The organism is Peteryoungia rhizophila, assembly GCF_004912145.1.
In the GTDB taxonomy this organism is placed as follows: Bacteria; Pseudomonadota; Alphaproteobacteria; order Rhizobiales; family Rhizobiaceae; genus Allorhizobium; species Allorhizobium rhizophilum.
The window spans coordinates 401,211-418,928 of record NZ_STGT01000002.1; the positions used below are offsets into that span (position 1 = coordinate 401,211).

The window sequence follows — 17,718 nt, forward strand, 5'->3', positions numbered from 1 at the left end:
GGGTTGATCTGCGACCTGTATCATCCTACCCCCAAAGCCTGAACCACAGGAGTTTAAGGCGAATGCGCAAATATTCGGTCTTTGCCGTTGTCCGTGAGGCCATGCGTGCCCACAAGGGATGGGAGGCTCAGTGGGTCTCTCCCGAGCCGCGGCAGTCCTACGACGTCATCATCATCGGCGCCGGCGGCCATGGTCTGGGTGCAGCCTATTATCTCGCCAAGGAGCACGGCATCACCAATGTCGCCGTGATCGAGAAGGGCTGGCTCGGCGGTGGCAATACCGGCCGAAACACGACGATCATCCGGTCCAACTATCTCTATGAAGAGAGCATGGACATCTACGAGCATTCGCTGAAGCTCTGGGAGGGTCTTTCCCAGGACCTCAACTACAACGTCATGTATTCGCCGCGCGGCGTGATGATGCTGTCGCACAATGTGCATGACCAGCAGTCGTTCAAGCGGCACGTCAATGCCAACAATCTCTATGGCATCGACAATGAATGGCTGACGCCGGAGCAGGCCAAGGCCTTTTGCCCGCCGCTCGATATCTCGAAGAACGCCCGCTACGCGATCAATGGTGCTGCCCTGCAGCGTCGCGGCGGCACCGCCCGTCATGATGCGGTTGCCTGGGGTTATGCGCGTGCCGCTTCCGATCGCGGCGTGCACATCATCCAGAACTGCGAAGTCACGGGCCTGCGTCGCGGACCGAACGGTGAAGTGACCGGCGTCGATACGACCAAGGGCTTCATCGGTGCGAAGAAGGTCGGTGTTTCCGCTGCCGGCCATTCCTCCGTCGTCATGGGCATGGCGGGCGTTCGTCTTCCAGTTCACTCGACGCCGCTGCAGGCGCTCGTGTCCGAGCCGCTGAAGCCGATCTTCCCCTGCGTTGTCATGTCCAACACGGTCCATGCCTATATCTCGCAGTCGGACAAGGGCGAGCTGGTGATCGGTGCCGGTACCGACCAGTACAATTCGTACAGCCAGACCGGCGGCATGCAGATCATCACCCATACGCTCGATGCCATCTGCGAGCTCTTCCCGATGTTCCGTCGTGTGAAGATGATGCGCCAATGGGGCGGGATCACCGACAACACGGCCGACCGTTCGCCGATCCAGAGTGTGACGCCGGTTCAGAACCTGTTCGTCAATGCCGGCTGGGGTACGGGCGGTTTCAAGGCGACGCCGGGTTCTGCCAACCTCTTCGCTCATCTCATCGCCAAGGGCGAGCCGCACCGGCTGGCCCAGGGTCTGACGCTCGACCGGTTCCGCACCGGCCGCCTCATCGACGAGGCAGCCGCCGCTGCCGTGGCGCACTGAATTAGGGATCGTCCATCATGCTGGTCATTAAATGCCCCTATTGCGAAGAAGAGCGTGCAGAGCTCGAGTTTCGCGCCGCCGGTGAGGCGCATATCGCGCGTCCTGCCAATATCTCCGCGATTTCCGACGAGGAATTCGCCGATTACTTCTTCCTGCGCGACAACCCGAAGGGTCTGATCTTCGAACGCTGGCGCCATATCAGTGGTTGCGGGCGCTTCTTCAACGCCGCCCGCGACACCATCTCCGACAAGATCCTGCTGACCTACAAGGCCGGTGAACCCATGCCCGATCCCGCAACACTGGTTGCCCCGTCTGCACCTGAGGGAGAAAAGGCATGAGTGCTGCCAACCGTATTCCCGGCAAGGGCCGCCTGACGCCGGCGCTGACCGCCCGCTTCACCATCGATGGCCGTACGCTGACCGCTTATGAAGGTGATACCGTGGCGTCCGCGATGATCGCCAATGGCATGCATCTCGCCGGCCGCTCGTTCAAGTATCACCGTCCGCGCGGCATCCTGACCGCAGGTCCGGAAGAGCCGAATGCGCTGCTCGACGTCTCGCGTGACGCCGCCCGCCGCCAGCCGAATGTGCGGGCGACCGTGCAGGAAGTCTTCGACGGGATGAAGATCGAGACGCAGAATCGCTGGCCCTCGCTGTCGCTCGACATCGGCGAGGTCAACAACCTCTTGTCGCCCTTCTTCGCCGCCGGCTTCTACTACAAGACCTTCATGTGGCCGAAGGCTGCCTGGCACCAGATCTATGAGCCCTTCATCCGTCGCGCTGCCGGTCTCGGCCATGCGCCGAAGGAAGCGGATCCGGATCATTACGCCAACCGTTACGCCCATTGCGACGTGCTGGTGATTGGTGGCGGTGCCGCTGGTCTCGCGTCGGCACTGGCCGCGGCCCAGACGGGCGTGCGCGTCATTGTTGTCGATGAGCAGCCGGAAATGGGTGGTGCCTTCCACTTCGACACGGGCGCGACCGTCGACGGCCAGAGCGGCTGGGACTGGGCGCAGGCCACCGTTGCCAAGCTCAAGGCCATGGCGAACGTTACCGTGCTCTCGCGCACGACCGCCTTCGGCTATCACAACCACAATTACGTGGCGCTGGTCGAACGCGTCACTGACCACGTCGCCAAGCCGTCCAAGAACCAGCCGCGCGAACGGTTGTGGCAGGTCCGCGCCAAGCGCGTGATCATCGCCAGCGGTTCGATCGAACGCCATATGGTGTTCGCCAACAACGACCGCCCGGGCATAATGCTGGCGGCGGCGGGCCGCACCTATCTCAATCATTTCGGCGTTGCCGTCGGCGCCAAGGTTGGAGTCTACACCGCGCATGACTCGGCCTATGAAGCGGCGATCGATCTGAAGAAGGCGGGCGTTTCTGTGCCGGTCATCGTCGACGCTCGCGAAAAGCCGGGTGAGGGTGTTCTGGCCCAGGCGCGTGCGCTAGGCATCGAAGTGCTGACCGACCATGGCGTGGTCGACACGTCAGGTCGTCTGCGCGTCCGCTCGATCACCGTTCGCCGCAATGGTGGCGGCTCCACCCGCAAGATCGAGGTCGATGCGCTCCTGATGTCGGCCGGATGGACGCCGTCCGTGCACATGTTCTCGCAGTCGCGCGGCAAGCTGAAATATGACGCGGCAAACGACCGCTTCCTGCCTGACGTCTATGTGCAGGATTGCGTGTCTGTCGGTGGCTGCAACGGCACTGATGATCTGCAGGCGCTTCTCGATGAGGCAACGGCTGCCGGTCTCTCCTCGGCCAAGGCTGCGGGTGCAGCTGAGGCGCCTTCGCTCTCGCTCTCCGGCGCCAATGCCTACGCCTGGACCGGCGGCATGATCGGCGCTGCCGAAGGCGCCGGACGCGAAGACAACGTCAAGGCCTTCGTCGACTTCCAGCACGATGTCTGCGCCAAGGATATTCGTCTGGCCGTGCGCGAAGGCATGCATTCGATCGAGCACATCAAGCGCTTCACCACGAACGGCATGGCGTCCGACCAGGGCAAGCTTTCCAACATGCATGGTCTGGCCATTGCGGCCGAAGTGCTTGGCAAGGAAATCCCGCAGGTCGGTCTCACCACCTTCCGCGCGCCCTATACGCCCGTCACCTTCGGCACGCTGATCAACCATTCGCGCGATGCGCTGTTTGATCCGACCCGCAAGACGCCGATGCACGCCTATGAAGTCTCACAGGGTGCCGTCTATGAAGACGTCGGCAACTGGAAGCGCGCTTGGTATTACCCCAAGGCGGGCGAGGACATGCATGCTGCCGTGAACCGCGAATGCAAGACAGTGCGCGAGGCAGCCGGTGTGTTCAACGCCTCGACACTCGGCAAGATCGAGGTTGTCGGTCCCGATGCGGCCGAGTTCCTCAACCTGATGTACACCAATGCCTGGGACACGCTGAAGCCCGGCAAGGCGCGTTACGGCATCATGACCCGCGAAGACGGCTTCATCTATGACGATGGTGTCGTCGGGCGTCTGGCCGAGGATCGCTTCCATGTGACCACCACGACGGGCGGTGCGCCGCGCGTCATGCACCACATGGAAGACTATCTGCAGACGGAATTCCCGCATCTGAAGGTCTGGCTGACGTCGACGACAGAGCAGTGGGCCGTCATCGCTGTCCAGGGTCCGAAGGCGCGCGACATCATCGCGCCTTTCGTCGAGGGCATCGACATCTCGAACGAGGCCTTCCCGCATATGAGCGTGGCCGAAGGCAAGTTCTGCGGCGTGCCGACGCGTCTCTTCCGCGTGTCCTTCACCGGTGAACTCGGCTTCGAAGTCAACGTGCCCGCCGATTTCGGCGCTGACGTCTTCCAAAAGATCTGGGAACGCGCCCAGTCGCTCGGCGCCTGCCTCTATGGCACCGAGACCATGCACGTGCTGCGCGCCGAAAAGGGCTATATCATCGTCGGTCAGGACACCGACGGTACGCTGACGGCTGACGATGCCGGACTCTCCTGGGCGGTGTCGAAGAAGAAGACCGATTTCGTCGGTATTCGCGGCATGAAGCGGCCGGATCTGGTCAAGGAAGGCCGCAAGCAGCTTGTCGGCATCTTCACCAAGGATCCGAACGAAGTGCTGGAAGAGGGCGCGCAGATCGTCGCCAACCCGAACCAGCCGAAGCCGATGACCATGCTCGGCCATGTGACCTCGTCCTACTGGTCGGAAAACCTCGGTCGCTCGATCGCGATTGCGATGGTGGCCGGTGGCCGCGCCCGCCTGGGCGAGACGCTCTATGTGCCGATGAAGGAAAAGACCATCGCGGTGGAAGTCACCGACATGGTGTTCGTTGACAAGGAAGGAGGCCGCATCCATGGCTGATATGTCTGTTGCAGAACGCAAGACCGTTCTTGCCGGCTTCCATGGCGGCAGCGCCAAGGTTCGCCTCACCCCGGCGCTTCCCGCGACCCGCGTGTCGCTGCGCGCCGGTGCGGATGCCGTGGCGGGCCTCTCCAAGACGCTTGGTCTCAAGTTGCCGACAAAGCCGAAGACGTCCGCCTCGGCCAAGGGCCGCACGGCCTTCTGGATCGGTCCGGACGAATGGTTCCTGATCGACGAGAAGGGCGACGCGCTGATGGCCGACTGCGCGGCCTCCGGCGTGGTTCACTCGGCCACCGACATCTCCCACCGCAACACGGCGATCATCGTCTCGGGTCCCGCCGCTGCAAACACGCTTAACGCGGCCTGCCCGCTCGACCTGTCGCTCGCCGCTTTCCCGGTCGGCGCCGTCACGCGCACCGTCTTCGGCAAGATCGAGATCATCCTTTATCGCGCCGAGGAAGACACTTTCCGCGTCGAATGCTGGCGCTCGTTTGCGGACTATGCCTTCGGCATGCTGAGCGAAGGCGCGGAGGATGCCTCGCTCTGAGCTCAAGCCGTGAGCGCAACCGCGCTTTGGAATCTATTCATATTCACGCCATCGAGGCTGCTCGCAACGTGAGCGTTGCGAGCAGTTCTTTCGCAAGGCGGCGCTCGAGGCGATCAACCACAAAGCTGAGAGACAACGTCTGTAGGTCGAGGTTAAAAAGGGATGGAATCGTCGTCGAAATAATCATCCGGGTTCACAGCTTCATCAAGCTTCCTAACCAAGGTGTCGGTCAGTTCTAAAACAGATTTCACATATCTAGGGGTGAAATTTTCCAATATATTGCCATCCTTGTCGCGTCCATTGCGATGGACGACGTGATGTCGAAGTTCCACTGCCTTGTTTAGCGCCGCAACTTCTTCTTTTTCGAGCATTTTGAAGAAGTCGATATCTAAGGCCGCACGATAAAGGGCGTTGACTCTTGGGAGGTTGTGGAAGCTGATGTCGCGTAAATGCGTTTTTATGGTTTCGACAACCAGATTAGGTTTTTCAAGAACCTGTGCTAAGGTAAATTTCATCGTGAGAACGTCTTTGTCACTTTTCACCAGACGCAATTGAGCTTCTTTTCGCTCCGAAACTGCGTTGAGAAGTGTATCGCACAGAAAAGCTTCAAGCCCACTGATCAACGACGCGAACAGCATCCGATTAATGAGTGCTCCGCCGTGCTCGTTCCCATGGTCCTTCAGCCAAACACTGACCTCGGAGCGGAGGCCATGGAAAATCGACCAAGGGTCCGAAGGAATTTCCGGTTCTGGCCATTGGTCTTCATCAGATGAATAAAATGCGTTATCTGCTGACACCCTTATGGTTGGATGGTCTTCGAATGTAATGTGGACATTTCCGGCGCTGTTGACGACAAAAGCTGGGTACTCTTCGTCACATTCGGTACATGATACATAAATCTGGCCTTCAGAATTTAGGTCACTTGGGCTCTCTGCTGCTGACCAGTCCGGTTCAGGAATTTCAACTGGACCGGACGACACCTTGCCGCAGTCAGGACAAGAAAATGATACGTGAGACTGAAATATTTGCATTCAACTTTTGCTCTATTTAACATTGTATAAGCGTGTTGGCAGCGTCGAGACTTGTCAAGAAGCTATATTCGTCCACTCAGCTGCTAAGCCGCATGCCGGAGGATGCTAAGCGTCAGTTGCGCTATTCGGCTGAGGTCGATTTCTCCCCCTCGGTTGTACGTTGTGTAGCGGTGTTCGAAAGCTCCTGCTGTTCTCTACTTGAGTTCATGTTGCGACCGGTGGACCAAATTCGATGGAATTCCTGCGCAACGACACGCTGAAGGCTTTGGATGCTCTTGTGGAGACCGGCGATTTTGCGTCGGCCGATGAGGCCGTCATGGCGGCGATCGAGGCATGGCACCAGAGGCGCGAAGATGCGCTGCTTCACCTCAATGCACTGGATGCGCGAATCCACCGGTCACTTAGTGACCCGCGACCAAGTTTGACGCTGGAGGAGGTTGATGCGGCGCTCGATCTGCTAATGCAGGACCCAACGACGGGTGAGGTCGTTGTCGTTTACGGGGCGGGCGCATTGAAAGACAGTCCTTTGGACTTGCGCGAGGATGTCGATCTGACCAAGCCGATTGCTGAGCAGGTGTTCAAGCCGATTGGGTAAATCCGTTGCATGCTGACTGTTACCTCTCCCACCCCGCCCATTTCACCCAACGCCCGTGAAAATCCGCGCGGCCGATCTCGCGAGTCTCGCCCGTCGGCCAAAGCGTTAGAAGGATGGCAGCCCCGTCGGGCTTGCCATCGCCTTCCAGCTGCAGACGCGCCAGCGGTGCGGCTTCGTTTGCTCGACTGCCGGCTTCGGCGATCAGCGCTTCCCCTTCGGCCTTGAGCGCCGGTGGCAGATATTGCCAGGCGATGGTGTGGTAGACGACGTGGGTAAGGCCGGGACGGGACGTCGCTAGGCGCTTTCTCAGCCAGTCGATGGCGTCGGCTTTCTCCACCTTCAGTCCGCTCCCAGCGGCCATGGCAAGGGCTGCTGCGGTGCGGTCGAGGCGGTCCTGCTGGTCGGCCCAGATATAGGAGAAGAGCCGCAGGCGGTCGTCTTCGGATGACGGGTCGAGCGGGTTCAAGTCGCAGCCGGCGCGTTCGGCAATTTCGATTTCAGTCTTGGGCAGCGGCGGGCCTTCCCAGCGTGGTTCGAGGTGAACCGGCGAGGCGTCTCCCCAACTGACGTCGCCCAAGCGATAGCTGTAGCGATCCCATTGCAGGTTGAGCCCGGCGCTGGCGCCGAGTTCCGACAGGACGAGCGGTTTGCCGGTCAGCGCCGCGATGGTCAGGAAGCCGGGGAGCAGAGCGGAGGAGCGGCGCACCTCGTTGGTCTGCGGTGCGGATTTCAGGCGGTCGAGAATGAAGGTTTCGTCGCGTTGCAAGGCGGTTTCGACGGAGGACCAGAGCGTGTCTTCATCCGTGGTGTTGGGCGGATAGACTGCGGCCAGTTCCGGGTCGCGCCCAGAGCGGACCAGCGCGTGCAATGTGCCGGCCAGCCGCAAGGCCAGGGCATCGCCGGTGCCGTCGGGGTTTCCTGACCAGCCGAGGATTTCCGCACCGACCGGTGTTGCTTCGGTCAGCCGTTCTGCGACCAAGGTGCAGAGCCTTGCGGTGAAGGGCGAGCCAAGATCTTCACAGGCCTTGGCCTGACGTCGGAAACTCTGGCGGATGGCCCCGGAGCGATCGTCAGACATCAGCCGCTCTCCTCGATTCTGGGCCGTCAGACGTGCTCCGGCCGATCCTTCGGGTCGAATTGGGAAATGGTGATCCAGTCGGCGGTCAAAGCCGGCTTGCGCTCGTCCTCGATCTGGACCGTCACCTCATAGGTGTTCATCAGCATGCCCGCGCCGCGGAAGCGCGCTCCGGCGAGCTTGAAGGACCCGCGGATGCGCTTGCCCGTCTTCACCGGCGACATGAAACGCAGCTTGTCGAAGCCGTAGTTGATGCCGAGCGTCTGTTCGCGGATCTTCGGCAAGCAGTTAAAGTTCATCGCCGACAGCAGCGAGACGGTGAGAAAGCCATGGGCGATCGTGCCGCCGAAGGGGGTCTCGGCCGCAGCCCTGACGGGATCGGTATGGATGAACTGATGGTCCATGGTGGCGCCGGCAAAGGCGTCGATCATCGGCTGGTCGACGGTGATCCAGTCCGATACCCCGACCACAGTCCCGACAAGCCCCTGCACGTCTTTCAGCGAAATCTCATGCGGCATGAAATGAACCCGATTTTCCAACAATTCCGGCAGGCTATAGCCGCTTGATCTCAGGCGGAATAGGTTTCGATCACATCAATATCAAAAAACTAGCTCTCGACCCAGAAATCCACCGTGCGGGGCTTCATGCTGACCTTTGTGGCACTGCGGCCGGTCTGCAGGCGCCGCCATTTGCGGTTGTCTTGCGGTGGAAGGACGAAGTCTTTGGTCTCCGTCGCCCGGTTGAAGAGGACGGCAACGCGGCAGTCCTTGCCGGTCTCGCGATCGACCGCGGCAAGCACCATGGCAAACGCGGCGAGATCCGGCGTCTGCCAGTCACCGACGGTCATGGGCAGGCCGTCCTTATTCAGCCATGCCACATCGCCTTCGCCCGTCAATATGCTCGTGTCCATGAAACAGCTGAAGCGCTGGCGCATGGCGGCAAGGCGGGCGGTGGTTTCGATCAGTTCTTCGTCCGCCTTCGACCAGTCGAGCCAGGTGAGCGCATTGTCCTGGCAATAGGCGTTGTTGTTGCCGCGCTGGCTGCGGCCGAACTCGTCACCTGATGTCAGCATGACAGCGCCGCGGCTGGCAAAGAGCGTGGAGAGCAGGGCTTCGATATCCTGCCGGCGCCTCTTCAGGATCGCCTTGTCTAAGGTCTCGCCCTCAACGCCGTTGTTCCAGGAGTGGTTTTCGTTGTGGCCGTCGCGGTTTTCCTCGCCATTCGCCTCGTTGTGCTTGTGCTCATAGGAGACGAGGTCGGAGAGCGAGAAGCCGTCATGGGCGGCGATGAAGTTCACGCTGCGGGTCTGGCCGTGGCCGTCATGGGCAAAGAGATCGGCAGAGCCGGCAAGGGCCGTTGCGAGATCTCCCGTGGTGCCCGCATCGCCACGCCAATGGCGGCGGAAGGTGTCACGGGCGCGGTCGTTCCATTCGAGGAAGGCGGGCGGAAAACGGCCGAGCTGATAACCGCCGGGGCCGATGTCCCAGGGCTCGGCAATCAGGATGCGATCCTCCAGCACTTCGTCTTCGAGAATGGCCTTGAGGGTCGGCGCGTCCTGATGAAAACCGTCCCAGTGACGGCCCATGATCGGGGCGAGGTCGAAGCGGAAGCCGTCGATGCCTGCCGAAAGCACGAAATGGCGCAGCGTGTCTGTTATCAGTTGCCGGACGAAGGGATGATCGCAGGCTAGCGTGTTGCCGCAGCCGGTGTCGTTGACCAGGGTGCCCGGATCGTCTGTGACGTGACGGAAGAGCGAGCGGTTGTCGATGCCGCGCAGCGAGAGCGTGGTGCCGTGCACATCGCTTTCGCCGGTGTGGTTGAAGACAAGGTCGAGGATGACGCCGATGCCTTCGGCATGAAGTGCTGCGACCGTGTCTCTCAATTCCTTCACACCGCCGGGCACGAGGCGCGGATCGAGCGCCATCATTGCCACGGGGTTGTAGCCCCAGCTGTTGGTGAGGCCGAGAGGGGCTAAGTGACGCTCGTCAATCCAGGCGGTGATCGGCATCAATTCGATCATGTCGACGCCGATGCGGCGCAGATGGGCGAGGACGGCGGGATGCGCCAGCGCCGCGAGCGTGCCGCGTTGGGATTCCGGTACATCCGGATGCAGCATGGTCAGCGCCTTGATGTTGACCTCGTAGATGAAGCCGGCACGGTCGCCGAGCGGCATCATGGGTTTGAGCGGCTTGTGGGCTTTCACGATAGACTTCGGCATCAGATCGGCCGTATCGACGCCGAACTGGCCGAGCCTCTGGTCATAGACGAAAGGGCGGTCGATTTCGGTGGCGTAAGGATCGACTAGGACCTTGGAGGGGTCGTACCAGTGACCCGCGACCGGGTCATAAGGGCCATGGATGCGGAAGCCGTAGCGGGCGCCCTCTTTCATGCCATCGACGAAGACGTGGTGCACATCGCCTTCGCCGCGGGTCATGGTGAGCCGCTTGAGTTCCGCATCGCCGGCCTCGTCGAACAGGCAAAGTTCGACGAGATCTGCATGATGCGACCAGAGACGGAAATCGGCGCCCGTCTTGTCGAGGGTGGCTCCGAGCATCGCTTCCGTCATGTGCCGCCTCGTGATCCGGTTGATTCGCTCGCCTGATGGAACAATAGCAGGCGGCGCGGACGCGACCAGAGCGGTTGCGCTTACATGGCCTTGAGGTTCACCGCTTTCACGGCTTTTTCTTTGCGCTCGCTGTAGCGGTCGGTCAGGTGATCCGAGATGTCACGGGTCAGATAGGTGAACTTCACCAGTTCCTCGCACACATCAACGACGCGCTCGTAATAGGCGGAGGGCTTCATGCGGCCGTCGGCGTCGAACTCCTGATAGGCCTTGGCGACCGAGGACTGGTTCGGGATGGTGATCATCCGCATCCAGCGGCCGAGCAGGCGCATGGCGTTGATGGCGTTGAAGCTCTGCGAGCCGCCGGAGACCTGCATCACCGCCAGCGTCTTGCCCTGGGTTGGGCGAACCGCGCCGATCGACAGCGGGATCCAGTCGATCTGCGCCTTCATGATGCCGGTCAGGGTACCGTGACGTTCCGGGCTCACCCAAACCTGGCCCTCTGACCATTCGGAGAGGTCGCGCAATTCCTGCACCTTGGGGTGGCTGACCGGTGCATCGTCGGGCAGAGGCAGGCCTGAAGGGTCGAACACCTTCACCTCGGCGCCGAAATGTTCGAGCAGGCGCTTGGTCTCCATCGCCAAAAGACGGCTGTAGGAGACCTGGCGCAAGGAGCCATAGAGGATCAGGATGCGTGGCTTGTGGGTGGAAAAGGGGCGCCGCAGCGCCTCCAGATCCGGCATGCGCAGGTGGTCGAGATCGGCGGCGGGCAGGTCGGTATTCACATCAGACAATGCGCTTGCCCTCCGCGTCGAGCACGGCCTCGCCGTCTTCCTTGACGAAGGCTGAGGTGAAGGCGTCAGCCGGCAGAATGTCGAGCACGACTTCCGATGGGCGGCAGAGGCGGGTTCCCATGTCGGTGACGACAAGCGGGCGGTTGATCAGCACAGGCGTGGTGATCATGGCGTCGAGAAGTTGATCGTCGGTCAGGGTCGGATCGGCCAGGCCGAGTTCCTCGTAGGGCGTACCCTTTTCGCGGATCGCCTGGCGGACAGTGAGGCCGGCATCGGCGATCATGGTTGCGAGGTCTTCCTTGCTTGGCGGTGCCTTCAGATATTCGATGACAACAGGCTCGATGCCGGCATGGCGGATGAGGTCCAGCGTGTTGCGCGAGGTGCCACAGGCGGGGTTGTGATAGATGGTGACGGTCATGGACGTTCCGTTCCTTCGGGTATGATCGGGGGAATTTCGTTGCGGCTCTCGGCGAAGAGCCAGGCGGCAAACGCGGCTGCGATCAAGGCGCCAGCCATCTGTGCGAGAATGAAGCCGGTGAGGTCGATTGGGCGGATGCCGGCAAAAGTATTGGTCAGGCTGCGGGCGATCGCGACGGCCGGATTGGCAAAGGAGGTCGAGGCGGTGAACCAGTAGGCGGCCGTGATGTAGAGCCCGACCAGCATCGGAATGGCTTCCGTTTTGAAGCGCAGGCCGCCGAGAATGGTCAGCAGCAGGCCGAAGGTTGCGACCGCCTCTGCGCTCCACTGGGCCGATCCCGTGCGCACGGTCTCCGAGATCTGCAACATGGACAGGTCGAACATGGCATGGGCGATGAGCGTGCCGACGATGCCGCCAAGGATCTGGGCGAGCACGTATGGCAAGATGGCGGAGGTCTCCAACTCCTTGCGGAGAGCGAAGACCATTGTCACAACCGGGTTGAAATGGGCACCGGAGATGGGGCCGAGGATGGTGATCAGGACGAAAAGGATCGCGCCGGTCGGAATGGTGTTGCCGAGCAGCGAGACAGCGACGTCGTCGGAGAGTCGGTCCGCCATGATGCCGGAGCCGACGACCGTCGCGACGAGCATGGCGGTGCCGAGCGCCTCGGCTGCGAGGCGGCGGGAAAGATCGGCCATGGTCTTCAGCCGGCCGTCTGTGTGCTACTGCCGATTTCGTTCAACCGCTTCTGCAGCGAGAGCTTGTCGAGGCTCATCATCGGCAGGCTGACGAAGATCGAAATGCGGTTGTTTAGCATGCGATAGGCGTCGGCAAACGCAAAATGGCGCTCGGATTCCGTGCCTTCGGCCGCGGCCGGATCAGGCACGCCCCAATGGGCGGTCATCGGCTGGCCCGGCCAGACCGGACAGGCTTCGGCGGCGGCGTTGTCGCAGACGGTGAAGACGAAATCGAGCTGCGGCGCGCCAGGCACGGCAAACTCGTCCCAGTTTTTGGAACGGGCGAAGCTGGTGTCGTAATTCGCCCCTTTCAGCAGCTGCAACGTATAGGGATGAACCTCACTCTTCGGCTGGGAGCCGGCAGAGTATGCTTTGAACTTGCCCTGGCCGAGCCGGTTCAGCAGGGCCTCGGCGATGATGGAGCGGGCAGAATTGCCGGTGCAGAGGAAGAGCACATTGTAGATCTTGTCGGTCATGGCCGGTCTCTCAGTTGGGGCGTGCGGGTTGAAGCGTCGGGCTGCAGCAGGCGAGATCGTCGATCAGCGGCTGGCAGAGGCTGGCATTGCCGCCGCAGCAATCCTTGAGCAGGTACAGGGCGACGGCGCGGAAACAATCGAGATCGGCGCGGTATAGGATCGAGCGGCTCTGGCGCTCGCCCGAAACGAGCCCTGCCTGGGACAGTGTCGACAGATGCGCCGACATGGTGTTCTGCGGCACACCGATCAGCCGCGCGAGCTCGCCCGCCGGAATGCCATCAGGTTCATGCGCCACGAGCAGGCGGAAAGTCTGAAGGCGCGTCGGCTGGGCCAGTGCGGCGAGTGCCGCAATCGTCATTTTTTCATCCATATATCCAGAATAGTGGATATGATTAGGGAGTCAACCAGATCGGGCCAGTGGGCAAAGAAAAACCCCGGCGCCGAAGACACCGGGGTTCTGAAGCGCAAGAGAATGTGTCTACATCCTCACGTAATGACCGTCGGCACATCCATTCCCGTATGCCGCCTGATCTCGGCGACCTCTTCTGCCGCCACGATAAGGTCTGCCAGTGCCGCCTGCGTCTCGATGGTGTGGCGGCTGGCGTCTGGCTCGTAGCGTTCGACGTAAAGGCGCAGCGTCGCACCCGAGGTGCCGGTGCCGGAAAGGCGGAAGACGATGCGGCTGCCGCCTTCGAAGAGGATGCGGATGCCCTGGTTCTTCGAGACGGAGTGGTCGATCGGGTCGTGATAGGCGAAGTCGTCGGCGGCGCTGACGGTCAGGCCGTTGATCTTGGTGCCAGGCAGGCTGTCGAGCTTCGCGCGCAGTGCCGTGACCAGGGCGTTGGCATTGTCCGTGTCGACACCCTCATAGTCGTGGCGGGAATAGTAGTTGCGGCCGTATTCGGCCCAGTGCGCCTCTACGATCTGCTTCACGCTCTGTTTGCGGGCCGCGACGATGTTGAGCCAGAAGAGCACGGCCCAGAGGCCGTCCTTCTCGCGCACATGGTCCGAGCCGGTGCCGAAGCTTTCTTCGCCGCAGACGGTGACCTTGCCGGCATCCATCAGGTTGCCGAAGAATTTCCAGCCGGTCGGGGTCTCGTACATGCCGATGCCGAGCTTTTCAGCGACTCGGTCGGCAGCAGCACTTGTCGGCATCGAGCGAGCGATACCGGCGATGCCGTTTTTGTAGCCGGGGGCGCAGGTGGCGTTGGCGGCGATCATCGCGAGACTGTCGGAGGGGGTGACGAACATGCCCTTGCCGACGACCATGTTGCGGTCGCCATCGCCGTCGGAGGCAGCGCCGAAGTCGGGACCATCGGCGCTCATGACGTCGTCATAGAGTTCCTTGGCATGGACGAGGTTCGGGTCCGGGTGGTGGTGGCCGAAGTCCGGCAGGGGGACTTCGTTGCGCACGGAACCAGCGGGCGCCCCGAGGCGCTTCTCCAGGATCTCGACGGCATAGGGGCCGGTGACGGCGCTCATGCTATCGATGACCACGCGGAAGCCGCCAGAGATCAGCGAGCGGATGGCCGGGAAGTCGAACAGCGTTTCCATCAGGTCGGCATAGTCGGCGACCGGGTCGATGACGTCGACGGTCATGCCAGCCAGATCGAAGCTGCCCACCGTGTCGAGGTCGATGTCCGCGACGTCGGCAATCTTGTAACTGTCAATGTTACGGGTGCGGGCGAAGATCGCATCGGTGATCTTCTCCGGTGCCGGGCCGCCATTGCCGATGTTGTATTTGATGCCGAAGTCTTCGGTCGGGCCGCCGGGATTGTGGCTGGCCGAGAGCACGATGCCGCCGAAGGCCTTGTACTTGCGGATGACATGGGAGGCGGCCGGCGTCGAGAGAATGCCGCCCTTGCCGACCATGACCTTGCCAAAGCCATTGGCGGCGGCCATCTTCAGCGCCACCTGGATGACTTCGCGGTTGTAATAGCGACCGTCGCCGCCGATCACCAGTGTCTGGCCGGCAAATTCCTCAAGGCTGTCGAAGATCGCCTGGATGAAGTTCTCAGCATAGTTTTCCTGCTGGAAGACCGGAACCTTCTTGCGCAGTCCCGACGTGCCCGGTTTCTGGTCCGCATAGGGCTTGGTGGAAACGGTCGAGATCATCGATTACTGGCCTTTCGAGACGAGGCGTTGATAAAGATCGGCATAGGTCGCGCCACTCCTGTTCCAGGAGACGTCCGACTTCATGCCCTGCTTCTGCATCTGCGACCAGAGTCTCTGGTCACTGTGCAGGCGGAGTGTGCGGCGGATCGCGTGGCGAAAGGCATCGGCGGTGACCGGAGCGAACTGCACGCCGGTTGCAACGCCTGCAGCGAGGGCGGCTTCGTTCGCATCGATGATGGTATCGGCAAGGCCACCCGTGCGGGCGACCAGCGGAATGCAGCCATAACGCAGGGCATAAAGCTGTGTCAGGCCGCAAGGTTCGAAGCGTGACGGCACGAGAATGATGTCGGAGCCTGCCTGCATGAGATGCGAGAGTTTCTCGTCATAGCCGAGCACCATGCCGACCCGACCGCGATTATAGGCGGCAGCGCCCTGCAGGGCCGCCTCGATGAAGCTGTCGCCGGAGCCCAGTATGGCGAGCTTGCCGCCGGCGTCGAGGATCTCGTCCAGTACTTCGGGCACGAGATCGAGACCCTTCTGCCAGGTGAGACGCGAGATGACGGCGAAGATCGGTCCGTCGTCGGCGTCCAGGCCGAAGCGTTCGTTCAGGGCTGCGCGGTTGCCGGCACGCTTCTTCAAGGTGGTGGCAGAATAGGCTGATGGCAGCAGTTCATCGGCAGAGGGGTTCCAGACATCGGCGTCGATGCCGTTGACAATGCCGTAAAGGTCGGAGCCCCGGCTGGCGATCAGGCCTTCCAGCCCCATGCCGAATTCAGGTGTCAGGATTTCCTCGGCATAAGACGGGCTGACTGTGGAGACCGCGTGCGAGGTGATGATGCCGCTCTTCAGGTAACTCAGCGTGCCATAATATTCGAGTGCCTCGTAGAAGGCGTGGCCGGGCAGTTCGAGATAAGGAAAGAGCGAGCCCGCGAACTGTCCCTGAAAGGCGATGTTATGAATGGTAATGAGGCTCGGGACTTCCGGGGCTTCCGCGTATCGCATGTAGACTGGCACCAGTGCACTCTGCCAGTCATGCACATGGACGAGGTCGGGGATGAAGTCGGGCAGGATGCCGGCGGCGATTTCGGCACCGGCCTTGGATAGTACGGCAAAGCGTTTCCAGTTGTCGGGATAATCGCGGCCATCCGTCGCCAGATAGGGGCCACCCGATCGCTCGTAAAGCTGCGGGCAGTCGAGAATGAGAAGGTCCAGCCCCTCGTGGCGAGCGGAGAGAAGGGTTGCCCGCTCATCGAGCAGGGAATCGAAGTCGTAGACCTTCTTCGGCTTCTTGACCGCCTTCATCACCGCCGGATAGCCGGGGATGAGCGTCTTCGTCTCGACGCCATGGGCGGCGAGCGCAATCGGCAACGCGCCCGCGACGTCGGCGAGGCCTCCGGTCTTGATCAGTGGATAAAGTTCGGAGGCAACCGAGAGGACCTTCATGGATGTGTCTAACCCAGTTTGTCGAGCATGGCCTGGGTGATCAGGCATATGCCGTTTTCGCTGCGGCGGAAGCGTTTGGCATCCATTTCCGGGTCCTCGCCGACGATCAGGCCTTCGGGGATCACCACGCCATGGTCTATCACGACATTCGTGAGCCGCGCATGACGGCCGATCTGCACCTTGGGCAGGACGACGGCACCTTCGAGGCGGGAATAGGAATTGGCGCGAACACCCGTGAACAGCAGGCTCTTGTAGAGTGATGAGCCGGAGATGATGCAGTCGCCGGAGACGAGCGACGAGATCGCCGAGCCGCGCCGTCCCTCGTCGTCATGGACGAACTTGGCGGGCGGTGTGTTCTCGGAATAGGTCCAGATCGGCCAGGTCTTGTCGTAGAGATCGAGTTCCGGAACGATGTCGGTCAGGTCGATATTGGCCTGCCAGTAGGCATCGATCGTGCCGACATCGCGCCAGTAGGGGGTGCGCTCGAAGTCGGAGCGGACGCAGGATTGCGCGAAGCGGTGGGCCACCGCCTTGCCGCTCTTGACCACGTAGGGGATGATGTCCTTGCCGAAGTCGCGGCTGGAATCTGGATCTGCGGCGTCACGGCGCAGCAGTTCCATCAGGAACTTGGTGTTGAAGACATAGATGCCCATCGAGGCGAGCGCCCGCTCCTCGTCGCCCGGAATGCCCGGCGGGTCGGCTGGCTTTTCGACGAAGTCGATGATGCGGTCTGTGGCGTCGACATGCATGACACCGAAACCGACCGCTTCCATGCGCGGGACTTCGAGGCAGCCGATGGTGACGTCGGCGCCGGTATCCACATGCTGCTGGAGCATGAGTTCGTAGTCCATCTTGTAGATGTGGTCGCCGGCGAGGATGACCATGTATTCCGGCGCGTAGGATTCGATGATGTCGGCGTTCTGGAAGACGGCGTCGGCGGTGCCTTCATACCACTGGGTTTCCGAGACGCGCTGGGACGCCGGCAGGATGTCGAAGCTCTCGTTACGCTCGGGGCGGAAGAAGTTCCAGCCGAGCTGCATGTGACGGATCAGCGAATGGGCCTTGTACTGGGTGGCAACGCCGATACGGCGGATGCCGGAATTGAGGGCGTTGGACAAGGCGAAATCGATGATGCGGGCCTTGCCGCCGAAGTAGACGGCGGGTTTTGCGCGTCGGTCGGTCAGCTCTTTGAGGCGGCTTCCGCGACCGCCGGCCAGCACATAGGCCATGGCATCGCGTGACAGGCTTTTTGTTTTCTTTTCCGTCATGTGTATCCTCCC

17 protein-coding genes are annotated in these 17,718 nt (G+C 61.6%); 5 read left to right on the forward strand and 12 right to left on the reverse strand.

Annotation, left to right across the window (positions count from 1 at the left end; genetic code table 11):
* Positions 1 to 62: 62 nt before the first annotated feature.
* From E9677_RS07855 to E9677_RS07870, 4 genes are read left to right on the forward strand one after another with little or no spacing between them, the layout of a single operon-like run.
* Entirely contained in the window at positions 63 to 1,316 is a 1,254-nt protein-coding gene (locus tag E9677_RS07855; protein WP_136557549.1) for a sarcosine oxidase subunit beta family protein, read from the forward strand.
* A 17-nt stretch (positions 1,317 to 1,333) separates the two neighbouring features.
* Positions 1,334 to 1,654 carry a sarcosine oxidase subunit delta gene (locus E9677_RS07860; protein ID WP_136557550.1) on the forward strand — a complete coding sequence of 107 codons (321 nt, stop codon included), beginning with the start codon at positions 1,334 to 1,336 and terminating at the stop codon, positions 1,652 to 1,654.
* A complete protein-coding gene (locus E9677_RS07865; RefSeq protein WP_136557551.1) occupies positions 1,651 to 4,644 on the forward strand; it encodes a sarcosine oxidase subunit alpha in 2,994 nt (997 codons plus the stop codon). The genes E9677_RS07860 and E9677_RS07865 overlap by 4 nt, the downstream gene beginning before the upstream one ends.
* On the forward strand, positions 4,637 to 5,191 hold the full coding sequence (locus tag E9677_RS07870) for a sarcosine oxidase subunit gamma (RefSeq protein ID WP_136557552.1): 555 nt from the start codon (positions 4,637 to 4,639) through the stop codon (positions 5,189 to 5,191). Before E9677_RS07865 ends, E9677_RS07870 begins: the two co-directional genes overlap by 8 nt.
* A gap of 152 nt (positions 5,192 to 5,343) precedes the next feature.
* Here the strand turns inward: E9677_RS07870 and E9677_RS07875 are convergent, their stop codons facing one another.
* Positions 5,344 to 6,222 carry a hypothetical protein gene (locus E9677_RS07875; RefSeq protein ID WP_136557553.1) on the reverse strand — a complete coding sequence of 293 codons (879 nt, stop codon included), beginning with the start codon at positions 6,220 to 6,222 and terminating at the stop codon, positions 5,344 to 5,346.
* A 232-nt stretch (positions 6,223 to 6,454) separates the two neighbouring features.
* On the opposite strand from E9677_RS07875, the gene E9677_RS07880 reads away from it, so the two are divergent.
* Positions 6,455 to 6,817, forward strand: coding sequence for a hypothetical protein (locus E9677_RS07880; RefSeq protein WP_136557554.1), 363 nt, complete (start codon positions 6,455 to 6,457; stop codon positions 6,815 to 6,817).
* Between the two features lie 19 nt (positions 6,818 to 6,836).
* On the opposite strand, the gene E9677_RS07885 is transcribed toward E9677_RS07880, so the two are convergent.
* The 11 genes from E9677_RS07885 to glgC all read right to left on the reverse strand — a co-directional run bounded on the left by E9677_RS07885 (position 6,837) and on the right by glgC (position 17,706).
* Positions 6,837 to 7,895: a DUF2332 domain-containing protein gene (locus E9677_RS07885; RefSeq protein ID WP_136557555.1), complete on the reverse strand. Its 1,059-nt coding sequence runs from the start codon at positions 7,893 to 7,895 to the stop codon at positions 6,837 to 6,839.
* A gap of 26 nt (positions 7,896 to 7,921) precedes the next feature.
* Positions 7,922 to 8,410, reverse strand: coding sequence for a MaoC family dehydratase (locus tag E9677_RS07890; RefSeq protein ID WP_136557556.1), 489 nt, complete (start codon positions 8,408 to 8,410; stop codon positions 7,922 to 7,924).
* An 89-nt stretch (positions 8,411 to 8,499) separates the two neighbouring features.
* The gene (glgX, locus tag E9677_RS07895) at positions 8,500 to 10,458 is read right to left on the reverse strand and encodes a glycogen debranching protein GlgX (RefSeq protein ID WP_136557557.1); all 1,959 of its coding nucleotides are present in this window, start codon (positions 10,456 to 10,458) and stop codon (positions 8,500 to 8,502) included.
* A gap of 80 nt (positions 10,459 to 10,538) precedes the next feature.
* Positions 10,539 to 11,249 (reverse strand): arsenical resistance protein ArsH, encoded by a 711-nt coding sequence (gene arsH / locus E9677_RS07900; RefSeq protein ID WP_268960300.1) that lies wholly within the window; start codon positions 11,247 to 11,249, stop codon positions 10,539 to 10,541.
* On the reverse strand, positions 11,242 to 11,667 hold the full coding sequence (arsC, locus tag E9677_RS07905; protein WP_136557558.1) for an arsenate reductase (glutaredoxin): 426 nt from the start codon (positions 11,665 to 11,667) through the stop codon (positions 11,242 to 11,244). The genes arsH and arsC overlap by 8 nt, the downstream gene beginning before the upstream one ends.
* On the reverse strand, positions 11,664 to 12,365 hold the full coding sequence (locus E9677_RS07910) for an aquaporin (RefSeq protein ID WP_136557559.1): 702 nt from the start codon (positions 12,363 to 12,365) through the stop codon (positions 11,664 to 11,666). The genes arsC and E9677_RS07910 overlap by 4 nt, the downstream gene beginning before the upstream one ends.
* Before the next feature lie 5 nt (positions 12,366 to 12,370).
* Entirely contained in the window at positions 12,371 to 12,880 is a 510-nt protein-coding gene (locus E9677_RS07915; protein ID WP_136557560.1) for an arsenate reductase ArsC, read from the reverse strand.
* A 10-nt stretch (positions 12,881 to 12,890) separates the two neighbouring features.
* Positions 12,891 to 13,250: an ArsR/SmtB family transcription factor gene (locus E9677_RS07920; protein ID WP_136557561.1), complete on the reverse strand. Its 360-nt coding sequence runs from the start codon at positions 13,248 to 13,250 to the stop codon at positions 12,891 to 12,893.
* A gap of 116 nt (positions 13,251 to 13,366) precedes the next feature.
* The gene (locus E9677_RS07925; RefSeq protein ID WP_136557562.1) at positions 13,367 to 14,995 is read right to left on the reverse strand and encodes an alpha-D-glucose phosphate-specific phosphoglucomutase; all 1,629 of its coding nucleotides are present in this window, start codon (positions 14,993 to 14,995) and stop codon (positions 13,367 to 13,369) included.
* A gap of 3 nt (positions 14,996 to 14,998) precedes the next feature.
* Positions 14,999 to 16,438 (reverse strand): glycogen synthase GlgA, encoded by a 1,440-nt coding sequence (glgA, locus tag E9677_RS07930; RefSeq protein ID WP_136557563.1) that lies wholly within the window; start codon positions 16,436 to 16,438, stop codon positions 14,999 to 15,001.
* Positions 16,439 to 16,446: 8 nt separating this feature from the next.
* On the reverse strand, positions 16,447 to 17,706 hold the full coding sequence (gene glgC / locus E9677_RS07935) for a glucose-1-phosphate adenylyltransferase (RefSeq protein WP_136557564.1): 1,260 nt from the start codon (positions 17,704 to 17,706) through the stop codon (positions 16,447 to 16,449).
* Between the last annotated feature and the right edge of the window lie 12 nt (positions 17,707 to 17,718).

Bases quoted from the DNA above. Each gene is read 5' to 3' on its own strand.
- E9677_RS07855 (WP_136557549.1), top strand. From the start codon at position 63: ATGCGCAAATATTCGGTCTTTGCCGTTGTCCGTGAGGCCATGCGTGCC.
- E9677_RS07910 (WP_136557559.1), bottom strand. From the start codon at position 12,365: ATGGCCGATCTTTCCCGCCGCCTCGCAGCCGAGGCGCTCGGCACCGCC.
- E9677_RS07920 (WP_136557561.1), bottom strand. From the start codon at position 13,250: ATGGATGAAAAAATGACGATTGCGGCACTCGCCGCACTGGCCCAGCCG.
- glgX (WP_136557557.1), bottom strand. From the start codon at position 10,458: ATGACGGAAGCGATGCTCGGAGCCACCCTCGACAAGACGGGCGCCGAT.
- E9677_RS07860 (WP_136557550.1), top strand. From the start codon at position 1,334: ATGCTGGTCATTAAATGCCCCTATTGCGAAGAAGAGCGTGCAGAGCTC.
- E9677_RS07885 (WP_136557555.1), bottom strand. From the start codon at position 7,895: ATGTCTGACGATCGCTCCGGGGCCATCCGCCAGAGTTTCCGACGTCAG.
- E9677_RS07890 (WP_136557556.1), bottom strand. From the start codon at position 8,410: ATGCCGCATGAGATTTCGCTGAAAGACGTGCAGGGGCTTGTCGGGACT.
- E9677_RS07880 (WP_136557554.1), top strand. From the start codon at position 6,455: ATGGAATTCCTGCGCAACGACACGCTGAAGGCTTTGGATGCTCTTGTG.
- glgA (WP_136557563.1), bottom strand. From the start codon at position 16,438: ATGAAGGTCCTCTCGGTTGCCTCCGAACTTTATCCACTGATCAAGACC.
- E9677_RS07865 (WP_136557551.1), top strand. From the start codon at position 1,651: ATGAGTGCTGCCAACCGTATTCCCGGCAAGGGCCGCCTGACGCCGGCG.
- E9677_RS07870 (WP_136557552.1), top strand. From the start codon at position 4,637: ATGGCTGATATGTCTGTTGCAGAACGCAAGACCGTTCTTGCCGGCTTC.
- glgC (WP_136557564.1), bottom strand. From the start codon at position 17,706: ATGACGGAAAAGAAAACAAAAAGCCTGTCACGCGATGCCATGGCCTAT.
- E9677_RS07875 (WP_136557553.1), bottom strand. From the start codon at position 6,222: ATGCAAATATTTCAGTCTCACGTATCATTTTCTTGTCCTGACTGCGGC.
- arsC (WP_136557558.1), bottom strand. From the start codon at position 11,667: ATGACCGTCACCATCTATCACAACCCCGCCTGTGGCACCTCGCGCAAC.
- E9677_RS07925 (WP_136557562.1), bottom strand. From the start codon at position 14,995: ATGATCTCGACCGTTTCCACCAAGCCCTATGCGGACCAGAAACCGGGC.
- E9677_RS07915 (WP_136557560.1), bottom strand. From the start codon at position 12,880: ATGACCGACAAGATCTACAATGTGCTCTTCCTCTGCACCGGCAATTCT.